A 20,667-nucleotide genomic window follows, 5' to 3' on the forward strand; every position below is an offset into this window, starting at 1 on the left:
TTTATGAAATCGTAGATGTTCAGGAGTGTTCAGTTTTCAATGACTTAAAACCTTGTATAAATGTTGATGGATTTTCTTGAATTTGGAAAGGAAAAACGCCTTGGTTTGTATGAAGGTATAATAGGCCGCCTCCAAACGAGAATGGTTTATGAGATACATCGTATACATGTTGTAACATAAACTGATGACGATCAGATATGAACCCATCTACTGTTAACTGAAGTTCGAACTTCTTTTCAATCTGCTTCATTTGATAATAAAAATCTATTTGTCGTTCAATCTCAATATAGCTTATAAGATATTTACTCATCTGTTGCACCTCCTATACCTCACCTATTTTAGCATGATTGAGGTAAGAATATACATTTTACAACTTTAAATCAGCTTCACAAATTCTGCTGCTTGGCTTTCTAATTTGATCGCTGCTGATGAAATATCCTTGAACTCTTCCAAAGCAGAACGTATTTCTTTCTGACTTTTTTCGATACTTGTCTGCGAATTACTATTACTAGTCGTTACTTTTTCCACTTGCTTCGCAATTCCTTCAATATTTTCACGTACTTCGACGATAGAATTCTCCACTCTGCCAGCTAATTTACGCACTTCCTGGGCCACTACATTAAACCCACGTCCGTGCTCTCCTGCCCTCGCTGCTTCTATTGCAGCGTTTAATGCAAGTAAATTCGTTTGAGCAGCTATCTCTCGAATGGTTTGTACAATTCCTCGAATCGAATCTGCTTGTCCTTGGAGGCTCTGCAAAGAAGCAGTATTTTCTTTGGAGCCAGTTGCAATTTCATCTATTCGCTGCAGCAGTTCCTCACTTCTATTAGTGCCAACTTCTGCACGCGTACTCAATTCCATGGACATTTCTTTCAGTTCTTCTGTCACGCTTAACAATATTTCATGGCGTTTTGTTACATTCGTTGCAACTTTAGTTACCCCTAACACCTTTCCAGTAGATCCGATTATTGGCATATAAGTAGCTTCTAGCATTACACTATTACCCAGTTTACTTTTACGCTCTATTTTATCCTGAAGCATATTTCCATCCATCAAATCTTTCCAAAGTTTTTCGTATTCTGGACTTTTTGTAAATGTGGGAAAACATAGCTCTTTATGCTGCTTTCCCATTAGTTCGCTAACGGAGTAGCCAATCTCTTTTGCAAAATTTTCATTTACATACGCAACACGACGGTCTAAATCAAATCGGATAATAGCTAAATTCTTTTCTAAAGCTTCTACCACGGTCATATCATTTACTTCTTCTGTTTGTGAATAATTCACAATCCCCAACCCCCATATTAATCTTTACATTGGTGCATAATCAGTTAGATCTAAATCAGTCTTTTCTCCTAAGATTAATCTAGCTAACTCAGAGCCAATAAACGGCCCTGCGGTTAAACCAGATGCCCCTAACCCATTGGAGAAGTAAATGGACTCATAACCAGGTAATTTTCCAATTACCGGAAGAAATTCTGGCGTGTATGGTCTAAATCCTACTCGAACTTCTGAAATCTCCGCACTTCTTAATGAACTAGCGATACTAACAGCATTTTCTATAAGCTCTTTCTTACCAGCCTCCGTCACGCTAGTATCATAACCGGTATTTTCTTCATACGTAGATCCAGCCACAACCTTACCATTATCAAATGTTAATAAATACTGATTCGTTGGGGGTAATACCACCGGCCATTCTCCAGTTTCCAACTCATTCACTTGGAAATGCATGATTTGGGCTTTTTGAAAACTAACTTTCATATCAACACCAAGCTCCTGTGGTAACTCATTACCCCATGCACCTGCAGTTAACACGATTGCATCTGCCTCCATTGAGTGACCATTCACTAGCAAAACACCATCCGAAAATGTAGCATCACCGTTAATCACTACTGCTCCAAGCTTTTTAGCTGCATTTATTAATGCATCACGCATTGCACTACCATCCACTCGTGCAGCTCCTTCCACGTACAAGGAAGTGAAGTCTTCTGAAATTAGAGGAAATCGTACTTTCGTTTCTTCTGGTGATAATATTTTCAATTCACCTATTTCTGGCGCATCTATTCTTTTTTCTAGAGCACGTTCTAACATTTTCTGTAGTTTTTTCGGATCGTTTTGAAGTGCAATAGCACCTACCCGCTTATAACCTGTGGATGATTCACCGAGAGATTCTAATTCTTCTACAAGTTGTTTATAGTAGCTTGCTCCATTTTTTACTAATGCGTACCACTTTTTATTTCTTCGTTGAGAAATCCAAGGGCAAATTATCCCAGCAGCGGCTGCCGATGCCTGCCCTTTATCGTGACGATCGATAAGGGTGACTTTCACATCTCGCTTAGCAAGATGATAAGCGGTCGATGCTCCTAGAATTCCTCCTCCTACAATAATATAAGATGACATCAATTACTCCACTCCACTATCTAAAATGGTAAACGTCCTATTTTCACAATTAATCTCTGCCATTGCGCCATATGGTAGTACAAATTTAGGTTCTGTGTGACCGAAGTTTAAATTATATAAAACTGGTAAATTTTCTAAAGAAAGTTCTTTCATGATTACTCGAATGGACTCCTTATATTCTTCATAGTACTTCTCATTTTGAGGCTTACCAAAAATTATCCCCTTTGCTTGTTGAAGGATTCCCTGAGTGCCATAATTACGTAACCAATATTCTACATTACCAGGTGTTGGTAACTCCTCAGACGTTTCAAAAAATAATATACTGTCTTTCCAATATTCTTTTGCTGGCCAAAGTGATGTACCTTTAGCAAATTCTAATACTTCGATACATCCTCCGATTAATCTACCTTGTGCTATTCCAGAACCTTGTAATAATTCATAGCCTTTATTTGTATTCATTTTCCGTTTTTTATCTTTGTTTTCGATAATCCATTCCAATCTTTCACTTGTCCACTCAGTTGTAGGTTTTACCTCACCTATTGCACTTGCTGTAAACAATGCCTTCTTCAATGCTTCTACCGTATATTCATGCATCTCTACATTTTCCGCGAAATCCGTCAATATAGCTGGTCCGTAAAAGGAGGATATCCCTGCTTTGTGACAAAATAGATGCGTGACAGTAGAGTCCGAATAGCCGATAAAAACTTTAGGATTATCTCGAATTACATCAAAGTCAATATAAGGTAATAGTCGAATGCTTTCGCTGCCCCCAATATTAGAAAAGATACCTTTAATAGTAGGATCCTTGAATGCATTCATTAAATCTTCTGCACGTGCTTGTGGGTTTTCATATAAATAGTCTCCACCCTTTAAACTATTTGGCATCGCCACCACTTCCAAGCCAAACACATTACGTAATCTATCTATTCCTTGTTCATACCTCCATCGAAGATCAGGTTCACCAGCGCCACCCCACGACAAACTAATAGTCGCCACCTTGTCTCCCGCTTTTAGCATTTTTGGTTTTTTCAGCATGATTAATCCCCCTTTTTAATTCATTATAAAGGAATCTATCCTTCATGAATGACTAATATGAAAATTTTTGGGTATAAAAACAATATACATATAATCTGCAACAGAGAAGGATGTGGGCAACATGAAATGGAAAGGTAGAGCCGGTAGTTCCAACGTAGAAGACCGCAGAGGAAAAGGTGGCGGTAAGGCCATTGCCGGAGTAGGTGGAGGAATCGGACTAATCATTGTAATTATCATTACGTTACTTGGTGGAAACCCAGATGATCTGATTGGTAATCTTGGAACAGCAGACCAGTCGAGCAGTGTACCCTATGAGGAATCAGAACAAGAAAAAGAGCTATCTGAATTCGTTTCCGTTGTTCTAGCTGATACGGAAAAGGTATGGGCAGAAATATTTAAAGAAAACGGTATGGAATACGTGGAGCCGACTTTAGTGTTATATACGGATAGTGTCAATTCTGCATGTGGTGCAGCTGGAGCATCCGTCGGACCTTTTTACTGTCCTGGTGACCAGAAATTATATATCGACTTAAGCTTCTATCAGGAACTACAAACGAAGTTCAATGCCCCAGGAGATTTTGCCATGGCTTATGTAATTGCCCATGAAGTTGGCCACCATGTGCAAACTTTACTCGGGACAACCGAACAAGTAATGCCTCTACAGCAGAAGCTAAGTGAAGAAGAATTCAATAAATACCTTGTCCGCTTTGAGCTTCAAGCTGATTATTTCTCTGGAGTATGGGCGAAGCATGCACAAGGTATGGGCTACTTAGAAGAAGGGGATTTAGATGAGGCACTGACCGCTGCAAGTGCAGTTGGTGATGACACACTCCAAAAACAAGCTATGGGCTATGTCGTTCCCGAAAGTTTCACACATGGTACATCTGAACAACGTAAGAGTTGGTTTTACAAAGGGTATGAAAACGGCACAATCCAGGGTGGAGACACCTTTAATAGCAAAACTCCATAACATATTCCCTTGCTTATCCCTATGCTATAATGGGATAAATAAGAAGATTGTGACAAAGGAGTTACATTGAAAATGAAGATACCTTTTACAAAAATGCATGGCTGCGGAAATGATTATATTTATATTAATTGTTTTGAGCATACTATAGATGATCCTAGTACACTAAGCCAGCAAATATCAGATCGCCATTTTGGTATTGGTGGAGATGGGATTGTATTAATATGCCCTTCCGATGAAGCTGATGCTAAGATGCGCATGTTCAATATAGATGGCAGTGAAGGTAAAATGTGCGGAAATGCTATTCGTTGTGTTGCCAAATACGTGTATGACAATAATATCGTTGCAAAAGAAGTGTTAAAGATTGAGACACTTAGTGGGATTAAAACGATAGAACTTTTTATGGAAAATGGCAAAATGACTACTGCTAAAGTGGATATGGGCAAAGCTATTTTAGAACCAGCTCTTATACCAGTTCAATCGAAAGAAGAAAATCCATTAATAAACTTCCCCTTGCAAGTGGAGGACATATCCTACCACATAACAACCGTATCTATGGGGAACCCTCATTGTGTTGTATTCGTGGAAGACCCGATGTTAGTAGACTTACCACTTATTGGACCAAAATTTGAGCATCATTCATTTTTTCCGGAGAGTGTAAATACAGAATTTATCGTAGTTAAGGACCGTAACACCCTCCATATGCGCGTATGGGAACGTGGCAGTGGAGAAACACTTGCGTGTGGAACCGGAGCTTGCGCGGCAGTTGTAGCAGCAGTCTTAAATGGATACTGTGATAGAGATTCCAATATTACTGTAAAACTTTTAGGTGGGGATTTAGTTATCCGTTACACCGATGAAGGAGTATTCATGACAGGACCTGCTGTGAGTGTGTTTGATGGAGAGATTCTAGTGTAACTATAATGGATGGAATAAAGGCTTCGCTAGTGAAAAACTAGTGAGGCCTTTTCGTTGTGAAGTGAGTTTATGGCCTATGTTTGTGAGTTTATAGACTGTTTTTTGTTTTTATGGGCTCTTGATACCGTTTTAAGGGCTATATTGCAAAGTTTATGGGCTATCTTCTACCTTATTGGTATAAATCACCAGTCTATTTAATAGACTATAATCTAGTGATATATATCTGTAATATTATTTATATTTGTCATGATAATGCCAAATTGTCGTAATATTCTCGTAATAATGTATTGGTAAGATATGCTTAGACTAAATAGCAAGGGGTAGAGTATTTGAGAAGAATTCTTGGGACACTCGTCATCACAATTGCACTATTGGTTAGCGGGTCAAGCATAAGCCTAGCCGCATCTTCAACTTATACGGTTCAAAAAGGAGATACTTTGTTTAAAATTGCTAAAACACACAAAGTGTCTGTATCCACTTTAAAATCTTGGAACAATTTAAAATCCGATACGATTAAGCTCAATCAAAAATTAAAAACTTCAGCAAAAACGGCAACTGCAGCAAAGAAAAAGAAAAACCCGTCTAGATCTACAGATGATAATGTAGTGAAGGAAATTGTAGTTTCTGCAAGTGCATTCACAGCAAACTGTAACGGTTGCTCTGGTGTTACTAGCACAGGTATTAACCTCAAACGTAATCCCGATGTAAAAGTTATCGCAGTTGATCCAAAAGTAATTCCATTAGGAACTAAGGTTTATGTGGAAGGTTATGGATATGCAGTAGCTGGTGATATAGGAAGTGCGATCAAAGGAAATAAAATTGACGTGTTTTTTTCCTCCAAAAGCGAAGCCTATAAATGGGGACGTAAAAATGTAAATGTTAAAATCTTAGAATAAAATATACAACCAACTTTCAACTAGAAAGTTGGTTTTTTGATGTAACAAATATTATTCCTCTGCATATTTCTTCATAGTACGATTGCGCATGTGGTACAAAATTTGTCTTTCCAACTATTTCATGAATCGGGCTTGTTGTTCCATCGTCTTCTACTCTGAAACCAATGATTTCTAGTTCCTCTAATTCACCCTTCCATAAGCTTACAAATTGAGAAATCTCGGCTCGCACAATCCCAGATACTTCCTCTGCCTGTAACGTAAATTGGTCCCATTCCAGTGAACAATCATATATAAATACATGTGCTAGCTCATTATCTATTAAATCAGCCGTTGTAACTGAATACTTCAGCACACCCAGTGAATACAGTTCCTCAAAAATGACATCGATTCCAAGTTCCTCTTTTACCTCGCGTATTCCATCAAAGACAGTTTCACTTTCCAACAAATGACCTGCGGCAGTAATATCCAATAATCCTGGATAATCCTTCTTTAAGTTACTGCGTAATTGTAAGTAAACATATTGTTTTCCTTCATGGTTACCAATGAACCAACATTGAAATGTTTCATGCCATAAACCGAGTCGATGGATTTCCTCTCGGGTCTTCACACCTATTGGGTTATGTTTATCATCAAATACCTTTAGTAACTCCTGCTCCATTTGAATCCCTCATCATTTATTTATTTTCAATCAGCTTTATGAATTAGTCAATTTATCCAACAAAATTGAACAAGGTTTTTATATGCAACTATTGAATCCATTCCATTACAAATAGTTTTTGTTCTTTCACATTTGAAATTACAAGGATATAGCTATTATCTTCCTCTAGTTTATAAAAGTATTTATCATTATTATCGTAAGTCACGGGATTCTCTTGAAATAACACATTCAGGTTCTGCGTATCCTTATTGATACTAACCACATCTTTTTGAAATGTTTTAAGGTGTCTTGAAACAGTATCAAAGGATTCTTCGTTAATAGGAATCCAACCATCTTTCTCCTTTAACTTTTTTTCAATAGACCTATACTTAAGGACATGAAAGGTTTCCCCCTCATTTGGAAACCCATTCCTTGTATGAAATACTGTTTCTATCTTATTTGTTATAGGTGCCGTAAATCCCCAATTCAATTTCCATTCAATAGATTTGGAAATATAGTTCCAGTTAACTATTACAGACCCTACCAATAAAAGTGGAATGGCAATCCATATTATTATTTTCTTTTGCATAAAAAAATTCCTTTAGACCTGAGTGAAAATAGCATTTATACAATCTCTCCCCAAATTCATTATTCAAGAAAAATGTTCTTTAACAAATCCGTATTAAAATCTTCTATATCCCCCACATAGGTTACGTCATTATGATCCTGTCTTTGATGTGAAGTGTTTTTTAATTTTCACGGGAGTTGAATTAGTTTTTTACATTTTAGGTATTATTGTTATTAGTTCAATTAAGTCATCTATTACCAGATCAGCCTGTGCGAGCTCATCTTCTTGTGCAAAATCGAAATTACATCCAATTGCAATTAAACCATTATCCTTAGCCGCATTTATATCAGAAAGACGGTCTCCGATTACTGTTGCTTTTTTTATATCATATTTCTTTAAAATAGTTTTAACTAAATCACCTTTATCTAGCGACTGTATTTGTTGAATACTAAAAGTTTCAGTAACCCAATTATCTAAATTATAATAACTTACTATTGCTTTTAAGTACTCTGTTAACCCATTACTCGCTATGTAGATGGAACAATTATTCTCTTTTAAATAACTGAAAACTTCTTTTACATTAGGATATAAAGCCCCTTTTCCACTTCTTATGTTTTTCACCAACATTTCCAGAAAGTAGGCATCAGTCTGTTCTCTGTCTACCATGGAGTGATTGGGTAACAAAGCTTCCCATACTTTTGGTAAAGGTACGCCCATAATTTCACGATATTTATCAATAGGGGTTACTGTATCCCATTTATTTAATGACCGTAAATGATTAAATGTATCATCTAGAGATATTTCTAAAATTTTATCTGTTTGAAATAGAGTTCCATCCATATCAAAAATCAGTGATTGTACCATTATTTCCTTCCTTCTTTCCATAATAGAATAGCTACCAAATTGCTACAGAATGACTATTAAATTCCTGTTGAACTAAACTTCGCCGGTAGTTCAACAAGAAAAGGCTTTACTCCTTCTTGAAGTAAAGCAACCAATAGCTCAATTAGTTAGTGTCAAGTAATAGTACTTTGTATTTTGTAATAAACTAATTAAATCAAATGATGCTTGGAAGGCAATATATATTGCAATACCAGCAAATATAGATATAATAATTCCGCTATCTTTAAGTATTTTTCTATCTTTCTTAAAGAGGATAACCGTTGTGATAATAACGATTAAAAAGTATGATAACGATGTAATTAGTTTTACTAATACTAATTTACTATCATTTACAGCATCCATAAAATTTATTAAATCCTTTTTATTGGCATCACTCTCTTTTATAATAGATATATCTCCTTTGTATCCAATCTTCCAAGAAAATTTATTGTTTTGTTCTTTTGTTACGGTGTACTCATAACCAAAAGCTTTTCCTTCACCAATAACCCCTAAATATTCCTGTGTGTCCTCTTCAGCTTGAGAACAAGCAGATAAGATTAAGGTGAAGCTAAATAAAATTAGCAGTATACATTTTTTCAATTGAATTCCTCCGTCTGTTAGCCAATTCATTACAGCCTTGTTCTGTTAAAGCACGGCGGTATTTCAATAAGAGCCTAAAAATTCTGTTTGAAGTTCTGTCTCTATAACCTTAGTTTCGAAGGAAACACTATACGCCTTAGCGTTAGGCCGAGAGCTTACTATTTTACTAATTCCTTGTTCCTTGTAATGAATAGCAACCCCATCATCTGTCGCAATGCCTGATTTTATTTTTTGGGATTCCATAAGTTTGTGATATGCAGCTCTTCTTTCTATTTCTCCATCGTAATGCGGACAATTACTCCCGTTTAAAAAACCCAAACATTTTATTGGTTCAAGTCCATCCCCATACGAGTCAGTAATCCCTTCTTCAAACCAACAAATGGAACCTGCACTTAACCCTGCCAAAATAACGCCTTGATTCCACGCTTTTCTTAAAATGTCGTCTAAACTCCATTCTTTCCACAAAGCTAAAAGGTTTTTAGTATTTCCTCCACCAACATAAAGTATGTCTTTCTCTAAAATAAAACTCTCCAGATCCCTTGTCGGAGGTGCAAATAATGATAAATGGGATGGCTTACAATCTTGTTTGTTAAAAAAGTTATAATACCTTGATATATAACTTTCAGAATCACCACTTGCAGTAGGGATAAAGCAAATTTGCGGATTAACTTTCTTTGCTTGTTCCAATATATACAAATCTAACAAGGGATTATCTGGTTCCATCGAAAAGCCACCACCACCAAGAGCAATTATCTGTCTCATCCACATGCTCCTTTCAGAAAAAAGTAATAGTAATTAGTTCTACAAATAATAGATAATCCCTTCTTCAATACCGGCACCTAAAGTACAAAAAGGCTATATTAAGGGCTCGGATTGATTTTAATGAATAAGGAATGGGTTTCTCGTTCTGATACCTATGTTAATATAAATGTTAGATTGTGAAGGTTTTCACTTAAACTAACGCAGCAGTTTAGTTGAATAAGAAATCAATATGGTAAAGTTGAGTAATAGCTGTTTTAAGGAGAGTATTGCATTTGGGATTTGATGTTGTTTTATATAATCAAGAAGGTAGTGAGATTGGATTTTACGAATTGAGTGAAAGTCTACATAATGAAATCTTTAATTCTAAGAAACTGTGGCGTAGTTATTTGGAACTCAGAAGATTAAGCGATTTTTATCTTACTAATGAGACTTTTTCAGGCGAGAGACTTTCCAACCTAATAACTGACCTTAATAATTACAAAGTATTTATTTCGATAAATAAAATCAACGAATATGAAGGATTTATAAAACAATTGTCCAGGTCGAGAATAGGCAAGGTACATATTGCTGGGGACTAAACTATATCTATTCTTGTTCAACTAACGGGTGCTTTACTTCAAGAAGGAGTAAAGCCTTTTTTCTTATTAAACTAAAGCAGCAATTTAGTTGAATAAGAGTTAGGATGACTACATATAAACAAAATTTTCGCAATAAACAAAGCGGAGGTAAATATATGTTAGTTTGGTGTGTGGAGGTTAGACAAATGATAATAATTTTTTTCTTAAAAAATATACTTTTTATCGTCTTTATTGTCTTTATTGTCTTTTTAATACTTGCATTAATTGAACTAATAAAAGTGTGTATTTGGCTTAATAAAAAGAAAGAAAAAATGATAAGAGCGGATGAGTACTACCTTAATTCATTTAGACTTTATCGTTATTTTGCTATAATGTCGCTCTCAGGTTTTTTATTAGAAATTTTAAAGAGTATTTTGTGAAATGTTCTTTTTGAACTAATGAGGTGCTTTACTTTTAGAAGGAGTAAAGCCTTTTTCTTATCAAACTAACGCGGCAGGGTAGTTGAATAACAATTGGAAGAGGAGGCGTTCGTATGCAAATTTTCTTATGCTTTTTATCCTTGTTTGTTTTAAATGGTCTAGTATTGGGTTCTATGGAAAGTGATTTATTAATTGATATTTTTGGTAACGCAGGTAAAGATATTTCAATTGCTTTTGGAATACTCTTAATCTATTTGATACGGAATCATTATAAAGCGATAAACGGAATAGTTTTTGGTTTGTTATTTTTTTCAAGTGTTTTTACTTATATAGGACTTATTATCTTTTTTGTTGATTAAAGATGATAAAAGTTAATTTATCTTTACTTGTTATATTGTGAAAAATTACACTTAAACTCCCATGAAAATTAGTTCTTTAAGAAATGAAAAATGACAATACTAAGAAGACCCCTACTTAATCGTTAAAAAAAGAGGAGAGCGTAAATAAGTCTATGGATTACGGTTGACTGGATTAAGGTTAGTATCAGTATATAACACTTCCTAACCATTTTCATTCTCTGTGGTGTAGCGCTGATTTTGCGCTACATGGATGGCTAACGGGTGCTTTACTTCAAGAAGAAGTAAAGCCTTTTTTCTTATTGAACTAACGCAGCAGGGTAGTTGAATAAGGATTTCAGAATGTGATTGTATCTGCAAGGAGGAAATGTTCAGTATGTTCTGTGAAGCCAGTTGAAATAAATTTGAGCCTAAAAAGCCTGTTGCACCTAGAATTATTATTCTCATATAACCATCATCCTTATTAGTTTGTTTATCAAATATTCGCCATTAGTTTATTGTTTTCCTTGTTTAATGTTGTTCAAGAATCGGGTAGGAGGGAAGAATTAGCTTACAGCCTCTCACACCACTGTATGTGCGGATTTATTCTTTAAGCAACAGGATCTCTGAAAGCAAAAAGAGCACGAAACCCTTTACTAAAATGGGTTCATGCTCTTTTGCTAGTGTAAATATTGAAATTGTATTAAATTATCGGAATTGTTTCTGACACAGGGACGCATCACTGGATAATAACTTCACTTCCATCCACTTTATAGGTTTTGATCGCATGTTTTGGGAATTTTGAAGAATATAATGATTCGGTCGTAACCACTACTATTCGTCCATTTTGATAAAATAGATCATCGATGTAACCACTCAGTGGATAGCTCTTCACTCTTTCCATTGTTTTATAATTGTAGACCTCTAGATTTTTTCTATTGGCTGTATAGAATAATCCACCCTCCAGATTAAAGGTAATCTCATCAAAAGGCGTATATAGTTTTGTAAAATACGTCATATTCATTGCCTTCGAATCGGAAGCAATCATAACGACTCCAGAGCCGTTAAAAATATATTTTCCATCAGGTGAAATACTTATATTTGTACGAAGATCATAATCACCGTGGTAAGGTGAATCGTATCCTTTTTTTATCTTACCATCTTCAATAAAATGGGTTTCCACATCTCTAGGACTAACAGTCGTATCAACAGAATAAATTCTATTCAAGCTTGGATGCATTTCTATATAACTCTCATCATCTGTATAACTGATTTTAGAGGTTTCCAATAACGTTTCTCTTGAATACCCTTGGATATTCCCCACTTGACTTGCCCCACTTGCTACATAAATGGTCTGATCATCTGCCAGAATGTCATATGGATTTGATTGAATATTAAATTGCTCCGTTAACATAAAATTAGCAGTATTAATTATTGCAACAGCCCCTTCCTGGTCTTGCAATTCCCCATAAGGACTACGTGGTCCTTTTAATAAAGCAACATATAGCTCATTATTATGTAGATATAATGTTTGGGGAACTAGATTCATGGGAAGTCGTCGAATATTACCTGTCATATAGTTAATCTCTAGAACATCTTTATTTTCGTTTAGCGTATAAATAATTGGCTCTGTTGGGTGTATTACCGTTTCCCGAATTAAATCTGTTAAATAGAAGAACTCATTAAAATCTAAGAGACTAACACCTGGAATAGTCTTTTTAATCTGATTAAGTTTAGTGATTAGTAGATTTTTAGCGTTTTCATCTTGTAGATTATTAACAGTCGCTTCAATTTGTTTAACCGTTAGAAGTAGTTCTTCTTTTGTTTTGTTCTTAGCAATAGAGGACTGAAGCTGATCCAATTCCATTTTTGCGCTTATTGCATGCATAGTGGTTTGTCTAGCTTTTTCTCCTGGTGTTTTGTATTTGTCTAATATTGCCTCTCTAGTTGACTTTCCATAAACACGATAGAGTAATATCGCTTGTTTACGAATCTCACTAGACAAATCATGGTAAGCCTTTTCCGTTTGCTCACTTAATGGATTGAAACCATATGCAAAATCCAAGTCACCTTTTTTTACAAGGATTTTATTACCAGACTTTAGTGCGTCGATATAAGCCATAGATCTATTTAAATGGATATCTACATTGCTTTCCATTCTTTTGGTTAATATCGTTTTTTCCTGTGTAGGCAATGTGTTAATCGCATTGTACGCTAATTGTCTAGCACGCTTGGTGTCGTTATAAAAGTTCATATTAGGTAATGTCACGGGATCTGAATACTTGATCTTTCGATTTTCTAAAGAAACTTCCCACTTTAAAACGGTGGCAGCGTTCTCTGCTTTTTTAACAAGCTTTTCTGCATCTGATACGGTAGCTGCGTTACTATTAGTAGGGACAATCAGAATAACAGCTGCTAAAAGGAGGATTCTCCATATAAACTTCCACTTCTTCACTTACTTTCGCTCCTTATCTAATTGTAAATTTTCAAAATCTTACCTATTTAGTCTAAGAGATTAATAAAGATAAGTATATTGGTAAAATATTCTACAGTCAGCAAAAAAGAACGCCCAACACTGAATTAGGTGGACGTTGCTTTTAGGACGACTCAAAGCTCGGTGACTTTACTACCTTCGACCTTATACATTTTTATAGCATATGTGGGAAGCTTGGTAGAGTATAATTCTTCGATAGTAACAACTATCAATTTCCCGTCTTGATAGAAAATATGTTGAATATTTCCGCTCAATGCATGACTCGTTACTTTTTCCATTGTTGCGTAATTATAGACTTCTAGATTGTTTTTATTACTTGTATAAAAGAATCCTTCATTTAGGTTGTAAGTGATTTGCTCAAAGGAGGTAGGTAATTTTGTTAGATACTTCATGTTTATCTGTGAATGATCAGAAGATGCCATAATTACACCAGAACCGTTAAAGATGTATTTTCCATCGGGAGAAATACTCATATTTTTCTGGAGTCTATAATTTCCCTGGTATGCAGTGTCGTAGCCAGGAGTTAATTTACCATCTACCACTAAATGCGTCTTGACTATTCTTGGACTTAGCGTCGTATCAATAGAATAAATTCTTTCAAAGCTTGGATGCATCTCTATATAACTTTCTGAATACACATGGCCCTCAGATGTTTCCAGTAACGTTTCTCTAGAATACCCTTGGATAGTTGTCCATTGACCAGAGCCACTTGATACGTAAATAGACTTGTCATCTGCCACAATATCAAACGGGTCGATATTCGTATCAAACTGTTCTGCTAATGTAAAACTGTTGGTATCAATAATAGCAATAGCACCTTCTTGATCATAACGAAAAGGACTATGTATCCCTTTTAAAAGACCAACATATAACTCATTGTTCTGATAGTAGATCGTTTGAGTTTCTAAGTTCATCGAAAGTCGCTTCGTTTCACCCGTTTCAAAGTTGATAGCTAGAACATCCTTCTTTTCATTCAGAGCATAAATAATTGGTTGGGACGGATGAATAACGACCTCTCTAACTAGATCAGATAAAAAGAAGAACTCAACTTTAACAGGCATATCCTTTTCTAAAATGCTCTTTTTAGCTTCATCTAATTGAGTTTGTAAGAGGGCTCTAGCTTTTTCATCCTCCACTTTACGGATATTCACTTCTATTTGCTGAACGGAAAAAAGCAACTCTTCTTTAGCTATACCATTCGCAATAGCTTGCTGAAGCTTTTCCATTTCAAGTTTTGAGCTTATTACATGGATGGCAGATTGTCTGGCTTTTTCACCTGGACTTTTGTATTTGTCTAAAATCGCATCTCTAGTTGACTTGCCGTATACACGATATAGTAAAATCGCTTGCTTTCTAATCTCACTAGATAAATCGTGATACGCTTTTTCAGTTGCAGCACTAAAAGGATCTAATTTATATGAACTATTTAGCGCATCTGTTTTTACTAGAATTTTCTTACCAGACTGTATAGCATCTATATAAGCCATAGACCTAGTCAGATGAATATCAACATTGCTAGCCAATCGAGCGCTTAGTATGTTTTTTTCTTGAGTAGACAGATTTTTAGTGGCTTCGTCCGCTAACTGCTTTGCACGTTTTGTATCATTGTATAATTTCATATTCGGCGATGTGATGGGATCAGCGTATTTAAGTTTCCGATACTCTAAAGAAATTTCCCATTTTAACATGGATGCAGCATTCTCTGCTTTTTGAACTAGCTTTTCCGCCTCAGAAAAGGAACTAGCCTTGCCTGTACTAGGCATTATCATAAATCCAAGGATTAATATACTAACTGACACAAATAAATACCATTTATTCACTTACTTATTCTCCTTATTCCGATGGAAATTTTGAAAAACTTTCTCACCTATTCTATAAGAAATACTATAGGGTGTATATTGGCAAAAAGTTCTAGTTCTCTTAGGATCATTAACAACACCTCCGTACAAGAAATGATTCGGTTACTATCCAGAGACTATATCAAACATGTGAAATACGGAATCTAGGCAATCAGTTAGGAAATGGCTAAGTGAACAGGATTTAGGTAGACTTTCAAACAAGGACTGAATTGTAGTGAATTATCAGAGTAGTTTCTAACACAGGGGCGCAACAAAAGAAACAACATAAACGGTTATTCAACTAACGGGTGCTTTACTTCAAGAAGGAGTAAAGCCTTTTTTCTAATTGAACTAAAGCGGCAGTTTAGTTGAATAAGGCGTGTGTTAAAATAAAGAAAAACACTAGGGAATGATTTGAGTGACACGGTTAAAAATTGGTGATGTTTTTGAGATAGTTACATCAAATGGAATAGGGTTATTTCAATATGTTCATAAAGACGAAACCATTGGAGAGTTAATTCGTATATTACCCTGCTTATTTAAGGAGGGTTATGTTATAGAAGATGAAATAGTGAAAGAGAAGGAATTATATCTTATTCATTTCCCTTTAGGAGCTGCATTAAATCAAAAGTTAGTAACTAAAAAAGGTAGTTATCCCATTCCACAAAATTTTAAATTACCTAAAAAATTTAGAAGTGAACATACGGTAAATGGTGAATTTATTTGTTGGCATCTCATTGATTATGATACTTGGAACAGAGAAAAAGTCGAAAGAATGACTGAGGAACAAAAGCAACTATCACCTTGGGGAACTTGGAATGACACCTTACTTAAACAGAGATTAGCTGAAGGATGGACATTAGATAGATGGTTTTAGTTTATTCAACTAACGGGTGCTTTACTTCAAGATGGAGTAAAGCTTTTTTCTTATTGAATTAACGAAGCGGGTTAGTTGAAGAAGAAAATCCTTTAAAAAGATTGTAGGTTTCAAGAGTTCGAATATACTGTAAATAAAGGAGAGATAAATATGATTTGGTTAATAGTTCTTATTATTCTTTTTGTTATTATCACCTTTGCTTTATTAGTTGACAGAAGAAATAATAAAATTAGTAACAATAATCAGAATCCGATTAATTCAAATGCAAAACCAGGAGAAAGTTCCAACATCTATTTGATGGGAGATAATAGACATAAAAGTGGAGAATAACTCGCAAAATTTACCGTGTTTGTGAAGTAATGTACCTTAACTTTAGTTAAACAAGGCCATCTTAAGGGGGGAAATAGTGACTAAAAGGCAATTTAAATCGTGGTTCTCATTTATGTTTGTAATAATAATCGTGCTAATTGCAAAAAGTTTATGGAAGAACGAAGAGGTTTATTGGGGCGAAATTGTTACTGTAATTATAGCTGGTCTTGTAGGAGGAATAATAGGGATAGCTGGGATATTAATAATAAAGATTTTTAAGAAGTTATTGGAAAAACAGGGACTTTAGCAGAACAGAAATATTAGGAGCTAGTCGTAAGTGTTATACAACTAACAGGTGCTTTAGTAAAAAAGGACAGCAATATAAAATGTACTTGAGATACATATCCCAACTCATTTTTAAGTACATTTTAAATCACCCTTTATCTTTTAACATAACCTACAAAAAAAGAGTTGCCGAAGCAACTCTTTGATCTTAAACTACAGCAAGGCAATTATTATATTGTCAAACTCCAGTCAGCTTCTTTCTTTTAGCTGTTCCAGTAATCGACGAACCTTTTCCTTCTGATTAGTTGTTTCTTCCACAAGAGGTTCGATTTCATACTTATCTTCTATTGATGAAATGTTCACTATGTCCCCTTGTTTTAGTTTAACTTTTATATCAGAACAGAGAATTTGAAGGATTTCTGTTTCATTTGGAGTTTTTAAAAAGACTGCATAATCTCCTTCAAAACGATCGAGCGTATATTTATTCGAATTCACTCACAATCTCTCCTTTGTTATTTAATAATATAGCTGCATCCCCATCATTTCTCCACATTTGCGTAGTAGTCCATTTCAAATAGCCAGCTCCCTCTTTTGCTTTGGGTCCACTTGTGACGTATATTGTTTTCCCTGCTTGCAAGCTAATGTTCGGAAACTTAAATGTTTGATTACCAGCTACGGAAACTAAATGCCATTCTTCTAAATTAACAGCTGACTCACCGGAGTTGGTAATTCCTACTATTTCGCCTCTAAGGTCTTTACTAGAAATATTAATACCTATGGCTTCCGTATTAGCAATTTCAGTTGGCCCAACATTACCATTTGTTATTACGTTATAATCTACTCCATCTGTTTCCACTACTATATTACCAACTATTGCTGTGGCATATAATTGTGAACTTATCCGCTCCAGTCTTGACTTCACCTCTGCATTTGGATGACCATAGGAATTATCTTTTCCATAACTTAAAATGGTAACCTCTGGATTTACTGCTTCTATAAAATCTTGCGAGCTACTAGTGTCCGAACCATGATGTCCTGCTTTCAAAACGGTTGCTTTAACATTCGTCTCTTCTAGTATGTCTTTCTCTACCCTGATATCTGCATCTCCCATCAATAAAAAGGAAGTTTCTCCGTAAGATAATTTTAATACTATAGATGCTTCATTATTATCAGCTGATTTGTCTCCCATATGTATGACAGAGATATCTAACTCCTCATCTAGAGGAATCGTATCGCCAGTTTTTGGCACGATGAATGGTATATTTTTGTCTAATATAAGCTGTAACATTTCCTTATACGTTTGAGAAGTATGTGTTTTTCCAGAGTCCACGAAATTTTTTATAGATATAGAATTCAACACGGAATGTAAGCCTCCGATATGATCGGCATCTGGATGGGTTGCCACAACATAATCGAGCTTCTCAACCCCGTGTTTTCGTAGATAATTTACTACATCTTTTCCAGCATCTTTTGTCCCCCCATCTACTAACAAATTTTTTCCGTCTGGCGATTGTACTAATATTGAATCCCCTTGCCCTACATTTATAAAATGAACCTTCATTTTGTCTCCAGGTTCCACTGGCACTTGTGAAGCTTGTATTGTTTTATCTGGTTGCTGATTGAATGTACAGCCACTAAGTAAAACGGCTATACATAGACTTACTAAAAATGTGATCTTTCTCATATAAAACCTTCCTTTTCGTACTTTGCATGATTCTACCATAGGACACTAAGATTCATATATTAAAGATTCCCTTGACAGTTGATAGCTATTCGCATAGAATAACTGTTTGTGAAAACTAACGTGGTTCGAGAACCTCCCACGGAAAAAAACTAAGGAGAAATGAATAATGAAAACAAAGACTATAGCAGTAACTGGTGTTATTGCCGCTCTTTATGTCGCGGTATCTCTACTAGTGGCTCCTTTTGCATTTGGTGCAGTACAGTTTCGTATTGCGGAGATGTTCAATCACTTAATCGTATTTAATAAAAAATACTTTTTTGGTATTGTATTAGGAGTATTTATAACAAATATGTTCTCTCCAATGGCCGCTTATGACCTAACATTTGGAGTAGCACATTCCATCATTACGTTATCGCTAACGATTTTGGCGACTAAATATGTAAAAGGAAACATAGCACGCATGATTATTAATACAGTGCTATTTACATTTACCATGTGTATTATCGCATTTGAACTAATGCTTGCGCTAGATTTCCCATTCTTCTATACATGGTTAACCGTTGCAGCTGGTGAGTTCACCGTATTAGCTGTCGGTATTCCGATTATTATCGCTTTAGATAAACGATTGAATTTTAAGACGCTAATCTAAATAACTTCACCCGATTCTAGAAAACTAGAACCGGGTGTTTTTTATTTTTCTATTAATCCTTTTTCCACTAAAAAGTCGTGGGCTACATCTTCGGGTTTATCTCCATCAATGTCAACTCTCGCATTCATCTTCAACATATCCTCTTCGGATATTTTACCCGCTAACTCGTTTAGCACGTCCTCAAGCTCTGGAAACTTTTCTAAAGCATCCATACGTACGACTGGAGCTGCATCATATTTAGGGAAAAATCCTAAATCATCCGTTGTCGTTTGCAAGTCAAATCGTTCGATACGTCCATCAGTCGTAAAGGCAGGTATAACATCGACGTCTCCGTTTTTCAATGCTTCATACATAACATTAGGATCTAGACTTTGCGTTTCAGAAAATACAAATGGATATGTATTTATTAAATCATCAAAGCCGTCTCCTTTTCTTTCATAAAATGCATGAGGGGCCCCAAATACCATACCACCAGTTTTAGAAGCTTCTACCAATTCTGAGTAAGTTTCTGCATTGTACTCATTATCTTTTGTATAAGCTAGTGTATACGTATTTTCAAATCCAAGTGGACTTAACCAAGTAGCCTCAAACTTTTCCTCATAGCCTTTCCTTACTTTTTCTAATACACTATCTGAGCTTTCTCCTACTTCAGATTCTTCTTTTAAAACATCCTTTAAGCCTGTGCCAGTGTACTCAACATAAAGATCAATATCACCTTTTTCCAAAGCGGGAGTCATAATTGCTACTTCTCCTAGACCTTCCTTATATTCCACATCAATATCTGTTTTTTCCTCAATATATTGGCCTAAAATTTGTGGGAGTATAAATTGTTCCGTCCACGGCTTCCCACTAATTACTAATGCTTCATCTGAATTCGAACAAGCACTTAAAAGCATCACTCCTGCAATTCCTACTAATCCTATTATCTTTTTCATCTCTTCATCCTCCAGTTTTCATTCCTTTTGGTGTAGCTTTTTTCTCAATCCATTTCAATAGCAGATCAAACAGAATTGCTAGTAACGCAACTGGTAATGCCCCTGCTAATACGAGCGAATTATTGTATGATTGCAATCCACGGTAAATTACGTCTCCCAACCCACCTGCTCCAACAAATGTTGCCAAGGTAGCAATACCTACAGTTAGAACTGTAGCCGTTCGAATACCTGCCATTATAAATGGCAAAGCAAGCGGAAATTCAATTTGCCAGAGCAACTGACCTTTCGTCATACCCATTCCTCTTCCAGCTTCAATCATAGATTCGTCGATATTGGAAATCCCGGTATATGTATTACGTAAAATAGGTAAAAGTGCATAAATTATTAAGGCTATTAAAGCTGTTTTAGCACCAATTCCTATTAATGGAACGAGGAAGCCAAAAAGCGCTAAGCTAGGTATTGTCTGAAAGATCGCGGTGATTCCTATAACTGGCTCTGCTATTCTACGATACCTTGCAACTAATATACCTAAAGGTAAGGCAATAGCAATACCAACGGCTAAAGCTACAAATGATAAGTAAATATGCTGCATAAACGCCTCT

25 protein-coding genes, 1 pseudogene and 1 riboswitch are annotated in these 20,667 nt (G+C 35.5%); of the genes and pseudogenes, 10 read left to right on the top strand and 16 right to left on the bottom strand.

The annotated features are described in order from the left end of the window. Positions 1-19: 19 nt before the first annotated feature. The 5 genes and pseudogenes from MHI40_RS15420 to MHI40_RS15435 form a co-directional block, all read right to left on the bottom strand. On the bottom strand, positions 20-310 hold the full coding sequence (locus MHI40_RS15420; protein WP_093538125.1) for a hypothetical protein: 291 nt from the start codon (positions 308-310) through the stop codon (positions 20-22). Positions 311-375: 65 nt separating this feature from the next. After that, positions 376-867 (bottom strand): methyl-accepting chemotaxis protein, encoded by a 492-nt coding sequence (locus MHI40_RS23430; protein WP_411747672.1) that lies wholly within the window; start codon positions 865-867, stop codon positions 376-378. A gap of 45 nt (positions 868-912) precedes the next feature. Beyond that, positions 913-1,251: pseudogene (locus MHI40_RS23435) on the bottom strand (PAS domain S-box protein); the annotation flags it as partial. A 57-nt stretch (positions 1,252-1,308) separates the two neighbouring features. Continuing rightward, on the bottom strand, positions 1,309-2,397 hold the full coding sequence (locus tag MHI40_RS15430; RefSeq protein WP_340763388.1) for an NAD(P)/FAD-dependent oxidoreductase: 1,089 nt from the start codon (positions 2,395-2,397) through the stop codon (positions 1,309-1,311). A 3-nt stretch (positions 2,398-2,400) separates the two neighbouring features. After that, on the bottom strand, positions 2,401-3,432 hold the full coding sequence (locus tag MHI40_RS15435; RefSeq protein ID WP_340763389.1) for a S66 family peptidase: 1,032 nt from the start codon (positions 3,430-3,432) through the stop codon (positions 2,401-2,403). Between the two features lie 121 nt (positions 3,433-3,553). Between MHI40_RS15435 and ypfJ the strand changes: the two genes are divergently transcribed. The 3 genes from ypfJ to MHI40_RS15450 all read left to right on the top strand — a co-directional run bounded on the left by ypfJ (position 3,554) and on the right by MHI40_RS15450 (position 6,213). Next, a complete protein-coding gene (gene ypfJ, locus MHI40_RS15440) occupies positions 3,554-4,402 on the top strand; it encodes a KPN_02809 family neutral zinc metallopeptidase (RefSeq protein ID WP_340763390.1) in 849 nt (282 codons plus the stop codon). Between the two features lie 72 nt (positions 4,403-4,474). Then, complete coding sequence (dapF, locus tag MHI40_RS15445) at positions 4,475-5,317, top strand: diaminopimelate epimerase (protein ID WP_340763391.1); 843 nt, start codon at positions 4,475-4,477, stop codon at positions 5,315-5,317. A 329-nt stretch (positions 5,318-5,646) separates the two neighbouring features. Beyond that, positions 5,647-6,213 carry a 3D domain-containing protein gene (locus MHI40_RS15450; protein ID WP_340763393.1) on the top strand — a complete coding sequence of 189 codons (567 nt, stop codon included), beginning with the start codon at positions 5,647-5,649 and terminating at the stop codon, positions 6,211-6,213. A gap of 16 nt (positions 6,214-6,229) precedes the next feature. Here the strand turns inward: MHI40_RS15450 and MHI40_RS15455 are convergent, their stop codons facing one another. The 5 genes from MHI40_RS15455 to MHI40_RS15475 form a co-directional block, all read right to left on the bottom strand. After that, positions 6,230-6,871 carry an NUDIX hydrolase gene (locus MHI40_RS15455; RefSeq protein WP_340763395.1) on the bottom strand — a complete coding sequence of 214 codons (642 nt, stop codon included), beginning with the start codon at positions 6,869-6,871 and terminating at the stop codon, positions 6,230-6,232. A gap of 88 nt (positions 6,872-6,959) precedes the next feature. Further along, positions 6,960-7,439 carry a hypothetical protein gene (locus MHI40_RS15460; RefSeq protein WP_340763396.1) on the bottom strand — a complete coding sequence of 160 codons (480 nt, stop codon included), beginning with the start codon at positions 7,437-7,439 and terminating at the stop codon, positions 6,960-6,962. 189 nt (positions 7,440-7,628) lie between these two features. Further along, entirely contained in the window at positions 7,629-8,282 is a 654-nt protein-coding gene (locus tag MHI40_RS15465) for an HAD family hydrolase (protein ID WP_340763398.1), read from the bottom strand. A gap of 138 nt (positions 8,283-8,420) precedes the next feature. Continuing rightward, positions 8,421-8,930 carry a hypothetical protein gene (locus tag MHI40_RS15470; RefSeq protein WP_340763399.1) on the bottom strand — a complete coding sequence of 170 codons (510 nt, stop codon included), beginning with the start codon at positions 8,928-8,930 and terminating at the stop codon, positions 8,421-8,423. A 33-nt stretch (positions 8,931-8,963) separates the two neighbouring features. Continuing rightward, positions 8,964-9,662, bottom strand: coding sequence for a Type 1 glutamine amidotransferase-like domain-containing protein (locus MHI40_RS15475; protein ID WP_340763401.1), 699 nt, complete (start codon positions 9,660-9,662; stop codon positions 8,964-8,966). A gap of 272 nt (positions 9,663-9,934) precedes the next feature. Between MHI40_RS15475 and MHI40_RS15480 the strand changes: the two genes are divergently transcribed. The 3 genes from MHI40_RS15480 (at position 9,935) to MHI40_RS15490 (ending at position 11,018) form a co-directional block, all read left to right on the top strand. Beyond that, entirely contained in the window at positions 9,935-10,240 is a 306-nt protein-coding gene (locus MHI40_RS15480; RefSeq protein WP_340763403.1) for a hypothetical protein, read from the top strand. 185 nt (positions 10,241-10,425) lie between these two features. Further along, positions 10,426-10,659, top strand: coding sequence for a hypothetical protein (locus MHI40_RS15485; protein ID WP_340763405.1), 234 nt, complete (start codon positions 10,426-10,428; stop codon positions 10,657-10,659). A 113-nt stretch (positions 10,660-10,772) separates the two neighbouring features. Continuing rightward, complete coding sequence (locus MHI40_RS15490) at positions 10,773-11,018, top strand: hypothetical protein (protein WP_340763407.1); 246 nt, start codon at positions 10,773-10,775, stop codon at positions 11,016-11,018. Positions 11,019-11,733: 715 nt separating this feature from the next. On the opposite strand, the gene MHI40_RS15495 is transcribed toward MHI40_RS15490, so the two are convergent. Further along, positions 11,734-13,449, bottom strand: a complete 1,716-nt coding sequence (locus MHI40_RS15495; protein WP_340763408.1) for a hypothetical protein — start codon at positions 13,447-13,449, stop codon at positions 11,734-11,736. A gap of 152 nt (positions 13,450-13,601) precedes the next feature. After that, complete coding sequence (locus MHI40_RS15500) at positions 13,602-15,308, bottom strand: hypothetical protein (protein WP_340763410.1); 1,707 nt, start codon at positions 15,306-15,308, stop codon at positions 13,602-13,604. A gap of 436 nt (positions 15,309-15,744) precedes the next feature. On the opposite strand from MHI40_RS15500, the gene MHI40_RS15505 reads away from it, so the two are divergent. The 3 genes from MHI40_RS15505 (at position 15,745) to MHI40_RS15515 (ending at position 16,819) form a co-directional block, all read left to right on the top strand. Then, positions 15,745-16,203, top strand: a complete 459-nt coding sequence (locus MHI40_RS15505) for a hypothetical protein (RefSeq protein WP_340763412.1) — start codon at positions 15,745-15,747, stop codon at positions 16,201-16,203. 150 nt (positions 16,204-16,353) lie between these two features. Next, on the top strand, positions 16,354-16,533 hold the full coding sequence (locus tag MHI40_RS15510; RefSeq protein ID WP_340763414.1) for a hypothetical protein: 180 nt from the start codon (positions 16,354-16,356) through the stop codon (positions 16,531-16,533). A 76-nt stretch (positions 16,534-16,609) separates the two neighbouring features. After that, complete coding sequence (locus tag MHI40_RS15515) at positions 16,610-16,819, top strand: hypothetical protein (protein WP_340763415.1); 210 nt, start codon at positions 16,610-16,612, stop codon at positions 16,817-16,819. 227 nt (positions 16,820-17,046) lie between these two features. Here the strand turns inward: MHI40_RS15515 and MHI40_RS15520 are convergent, their stop codons facing one another. Both MHI40_RS15520 and MHI40_RS15525 read right to left on the bottom strand, forming a co-directional pair. Next, on the bottom strand, positions 17,047-17,292 hold the full coding sequence (locus tag MHI40_RS15520) for a DUF3006 domain-containing protein (RefSeq protein WP_093538112.1): 246 nt from the start codon (positions 17,290-17,292) through the stop codon (positions 17,047-17,049). Beyond that, positions 17,279-18,481 (bottom strand): MBL fold metallo-hydrolase, encoded by a 1,203-nt coding sequence (locus tag MHI40_RS15525; RefSeq protein ID WP_340763417.1) that lies wholly within the window; start codon positions 18,479-18,481, stop codon positions 17,279-17,281. The genes MHI40_RS15520 and MHI40_RS15525 overlap by 14 nt, the downstream gene beginning before the upstream one ends. 114 nt (positions 18,482-18,595) lie before the next feature. Next, a riboswitch (PreQ1 riboswitch) is annotated at positions 18,596-18,640 on the top strand. A gap of 7 nt (positions 18,641-18,647) precedes the next feature. On the opposite strand from MHI40_RS15525, the gene MHI40_RS15530 reads away from it, so the two are divergent. Continuing rightward, complete coding sequence (locus MHI40_RS15530) at positions 18,648-19,130, top strand: QueT transporter family protein (RefSeq protein ID WP_340763418.1); 483 nt, start codon at positions 18,648-18,650, stop codon at positions 19,128-19,130. Between the two features lie 41 nt (positions 19,131-19,171). Here MHI40_RS15530 and MHI40_RS15535 read toward each other — a convergent pair whose 3' ends face one another. Further along, positions 19,172-20,065 carry a glycine betaine ABC transporter substrate-binding protein gene (locus MHI40_RS15535; protein ID WP_340763420.1) on the bottom strand — a complete coding sequence of 298 codons (894 nt, stop codon included), beginning with the start codon at positions 20,063-20,065 and terminating at the stop codon, positions 19,172-19,174. A gap of 4 nt (positions 20,066-20,069) precedes the next feature. Next, positions 20,070-20,657: an ABC transporter permease gene (locus MHI40_RS15540; protein ID WP_411747102.1), complete on the bottom strand. Its 588-nt coding sequence runs from the start codon at positions 20,655-20,657 to the stop codon at positions 20,070-20,072. Positions 20,658-20,667: the final 10 nt, after the last annotated feature.

Source organism: Psychrobacillus sp. FSL H8-0510, assembly GCF_038008345.1.
Taxonomy (GTDB): domain Bacteria; phylum Bacillota; class Bacilli; order Bacillales_A; family Planococcaceae; genus Psychrobacillus; species Psychrobacillus psychrotolerans.

Excerpts from the sequence above, each read along its gene's own strand:
- MHI40_RS15420 (WP_093538125.1), bottom strand. The coding sequence starts at position 310 with ATGAGTAAATATCTTATAAGCTATATTGAGATTGAACGACAAATAGAT.
- MHI40_RS23430 (WP_411747672.1), bottom strand. The coding sequence starts at position 867 with ATGTCCATGGAATTGAGTACGCGTGCAGAAGTTGGCACTAATAGAAGT.
- MHI40_RS15430 (WP_340763388.1), bottom strand. The coding sequence starts at position 2,397 with ATGTCATCTTATATTATTGTAGGAGGAGGAATTCTAGGAGCATCGACC.
- MHI40_RS15435 (WP_340763389.1), bottom strand. The coding sequence starts at position 3,432 with ATGCTGAAAAAACCAAAAATGCTAAAAGCGGGAGACAAGGTGGCGACT.
- ypfJ (WP_340763390.1), top strand. The coding sequence starts at position 3,554 with ATGAAATGGAAAGGTAGAGCCGGTAGTTCCAACGTAGAAGACCGCAGA.
- dapF (WP_340763391.1), top strand. The coding sequence starts at position 4,475 with ATGAAGATACCTTTTACAAAAATGCATGGCTGCGGAAATGATTATATT.
- MHI40_RS15455 (WP_340763395.1), bottom strand. The coding sequence starts at position 6,871 with ATGGAGCAGGAGTTACTAAAGGTATTTGATGATAAACATAACCCAATA.
- MHI40_RS15460 (WP_340763396.1), bottom strand. The coding sequence starts at position 7,439 with ATGCAAAAGAAAATAATAATATGGATTGCCATTCCACTTTTATTGGTA.
- MHI40_RS15465 (WP_340763398.1), bottom strand. The coding sequence starts at position 8,282 with ATGGTACAATCACTGATTTTTGATATGGATGGAACTCTATTTCAAACA.
- MHI40_RS15470 (WP_340763399.1), bottom strand. The coding sequence starts at position 8,930 with ATGAATTGGCTAACAGACGGAGGAATTCAATTGAAAAAATGTATACTG.
- MHI40_RS15475 (WP_340763401.1), bottom strand. The coding sequence starts at position 9,662 with ATGAGACAGATAATTGCTCTTGGTGGTGGTGGCTTTTCGATGGAACCA.
- MHI40_RS15485 (WP_340763405.1), top strand. The coding sequence starts at position 10,426 with ATGATAATAATTTTTTTCTTAAAAAATATACTTTTTATCGTCTTTATT.
- MHI40_RS15490 (WP_340763407.1), top strand. The coding sequence starts at position 10,773 with ATGCAAATTTTCTTATGCTTTTTATCCTTGTTTGTTTTAAATGGTCTA.
- MHI40_RS15510 (WP_340763414.1), top strand. The coding sequence starts at position 16,354 with ATGATTTGGTTAATAGTTCTTATTATTCTTTTTGTTATTATCACCTTT.
- MHI40_RS15525 (WP_340763417.1), bottom strand. The coding sequence starts at position 18,481 with ATGAGAAAGATCACATTTTTAGTAAGTCTATGTATAGCCGTTTTACTT.
- MHI40_RS15530 (WP_340763418.1), top strand. The coding sequence starts at position 18,648 with ATGAAAACAAAGACTATAGCAGTAACTGGTGTTATTGCCGCTCTTTAT.
- MHI40_RS15535 (WP_340763420.1), bottom strand. The coding sequence starts at position 20,065 with ATGAAAAAGATAATAGGATTAGTAGGAATTGCAGGAGTGATGCTTTTA.
- MHI40_RS15540 (WP_411747102.1), bottom strand. The coding sequence starts at position 20,657 with ATGCAGCATATTTACTTATCATTTGTAGCTTTAGCCGTTGGTATTGCT.